Source organism: Microvirga tunisiensis, from assembly GCF_009296175.1.
GTDB classification, from domain to species: domain Bacteria; phylum Pseudomonadota; class Alphaproteobacteria; order Rhizobiales; family Beijerinckiaceae; genus Microvirga; species Microvirga tunisiensis.
In genome coordinates, this window is the sequence record NZ_VOSK01000577.1 from 1 (window position 1) to 2,642 (window position 2,642).

General features: G+C 61.9%; 2 protein-coding genes and 2 pseudogenes. 3 read left to right on the forward strand and 1 reads right to left on the reverse strand.

The annotated features are described in order from the left end of the window. Positions 1-125: 125 nt before the first annotated feature. The 3 genes and pseudogenes from FS320_RS41525 to FS320_RS41535 all read left to right on the forward strand — a co-directional run. Positions 126-592: pseudogene (locus FS320_RS41525) on the forward strand (IS6 family transposase); the annotation flags it as partial. Between the two features lie 50 nt (positions 593-642). Then, positions 643-861 (forward strand): annotated as a pseudogene (locus FS320_RS41530) (mannonate dehydratase); the annotation flags it as partial. 185 nt (positions 862-1,046) lie between these two features. Then, complete coding sequence (locus FS320_RS41535; protein WP_152718403.1) at positions 1,047-2,081, forward strand: Ldh family oxidoreductase; 1,035 nt, start codon at positions 1,047-1,049, stop codon at positions 2,079-2,081. A gap of 283 nt (positions 2,082-2,364) precedes the next feature. On the opposite strand, the gene FS320_RS46715 is transcribed toward FS320_RS41535, so the two are convergent. Beyond that, on the reverse strand, positions 2,365-2,642 hold a 278-nt coding region (locus tag FS320_RS46715), incomplete at its 5' end, for a chromate transporter (protein ID WP_162003601.1).

The window sequence follows — 2,642 nt, forward strand, 5'->3', positions numbered from 1 at the left end:
CCGCACCTGTTTGCGCATTGGCGCTTTCTGCATGGAAATGGCCGAACATCGGGAGCCGTATGACGCGAGAGTGTCACGTACGGTTCTGGGAGCGCGCGGGGGTGAGATCCCCCCGCGCGACTCGCCAGGTCGTGATCAGCATCGCAGGCCAGAAGCACTGGCTCTGGCGCGCGGTCGATCAGCATGGGTCGTCCTCGATATCCTGGTTCAGAGACGCCGCAACGCCAAAGCAGCCAAGCGCTTGCTGCGAAAGCTGCTCAAGAAGCAGGGCATGGCCCCTCGCGTGATGATCACCGACAAGCTGGCCAGCTACGCGGCCGCCAGGAAGGTTGTCATGCCCGGCGTTGAACACCGCCAACACAAAGGCCTAAACAACCGCGCGGAGAACAGTCATCAGCCGACCCGACGACGCGAGCGCATTATGAAGCGCTTCAAATCGGCCGGTCAGGCCCAACGTTTTCTCTCGGTTCACGATCAGGTGGCAAACCTCTTCCGCCGTCCGGCCAACATCAATGCAGGTGACCATCGCGCATCCCGAGCGCAAGCCTTTATGACTTGGGGTGAGGTGACCGGCGTTGCGGCCGGCTTCTGATACGCCGATACAGAGCAGGCGTTCCGACCTCAACTCGTTAACTTGACGATGCCCTGGTGACAGTGCTGCTGGAGGAGCAGAAGCGTCGGAAGGACGCTGGCGACGTGCATTGGCGTATCCCTATGCGTCCCGATCATGGCCACGAGCTTCTCGATGATGTCAGCAGACCCACGCATCCCGGCTATCCGATCATCGGTCGCATGGAAGGCCTTGCCGAACTGCGCGGAGTGATGCAAGCCGTCTCGGCCCTGCGCGGCCTACCGCTTTAGGACCTCCTTTGTCGGCGGATGCTCCGCTGCCGCGAGCATCGCTGCGTCGAAACTTGGGATCCTCCAGGGATGTCGAAACCAGCGGATCGGCATTGACGTTTGCTGATGGTCCACCCAATCGGACCATCGCCGGAAATTTCTTCAGCCGTGCCTCCTCCGGCAGCGGATCAACTTTTGAGGTCGGGATGAGCGACGTTATTTTCTTACCCGAATCAATCTTGGAAGTGCAAACCTTGGCTGCGCTCCGGGATGCGGGTGCAAATGAGGAGACAGCAGGGGCCGCCACCCGTGCGATGCTTCATGCCTCACGCCTTGGGATCGACAGTCATGGTGTCCGGCTGGCAGCCCATTATGCGAAGGTACTCCGCGGCGGGCGCGTGAACCCCAACCCTGCAATGAAGACACATCGCACGGCGGCGGGTGCGGCTACTCTCGATGCGGATGACGGCCTGGGCCATGCTGCCGCCTATGCCGCTATGGAGTTGGCCTGCAGCATGGCCAAGGAGGCAGGCGTGGCGGCTGTGGGGGTCGTACGCTCGTCCCATTACGGGGCGGCGGGGGCCTATGCCCTTGCGGGCGCTGAAGCCGGTATGATTGCGGTTTCGATGTCGAACACCGATGCCATCGTCGCCCTGCATGGCGGCGCTGAACGATTTCACGGCACCAACCCGATGGCGATCGGCGCACCCGTTCCCAATCAGAAGCCGTGGCTTCTGGACATGGCCACCTCGTCAATCCCGCTCAACCGGGTTTTCCTGTATGAAGCCCTGGGCAAGACCCTTCCTGAAGGCGTGGCCGCCGATCAATCAGGTCATCCGACCAGAGATCCTGCGAATGTCGAGATGCTGATGCCGCTGGGCGGTATGGATTTTGGCTTCAAAGGTGCTGGCTTAGCCGGACTGGTGACGCTGCTATCGGCCGTATTGACGGGCAGCACTCTCGATCATCTCATGATCCGGATGGCTGAGACCGATGATTTCGAGACGCCCCGCCGAATGGGTCATTTCTGCCTCGCGATTGACCCGGACCGCTTCGCCGGACGAGCTCTCTTCGACGAGGCAATCACCCGTTATCTCTCTGATCTGCGCGCGAGTGCCGCACGGGAGGGGCAGAGCGTCATGGCTCCTGGTGACCGGGAATGGGCCGTCGAAGCCGAGCGAGCGCGCACCGGGATCCCCGTAGATCGGAAGACAGCAAAGTTTCTCGGGCTAGCGGAGTAGGAGACGGACTACTGATAGACGAAATGTGTTCCGTCTATTGGCAACCAAGCAGAGGTCTGCTCGGGGTCAGATCTTCACATTCTGGTCACTCAAAGAACGTCGGCTCTAGGCCACCGAAGCGGAACAAGCTCTTGCGTCCAGGGAGTGCCAATCACGGCCATTCGCGAGCAGCCGCGTCCGCGCCAAGCCAGCCATTTCGCGGCAGTCTTCAGACGAGAAAAGCCCAAGCCTTGGGGTGACAGGGCAGGATCCGCCCACACCTTTGCCACGCCGGCAACCGGACTCACCCGCTGGGGACCATGCCGTGCCAGGCCGCGAAGGCGACGGCACCGCCCACGAGCAGGATCAGCGGGTTGAGCTTTGGGCGCCAAGCCAGGATGGCGGCGGCCACGCCGGCAACGACCCAGGACAGGATGCCCGCCCCTGCAACTCGAAAGATTGCGAACACGCCGGCAAGGATCAGCCCGGCTCCGATCGGCGCAAGCCCGTTCTCCAAAGCCGTATGCCAATGCCGACCGCGATAATGGTTCCACATCTTCGTGACGCCATAGCAGAGCAGCG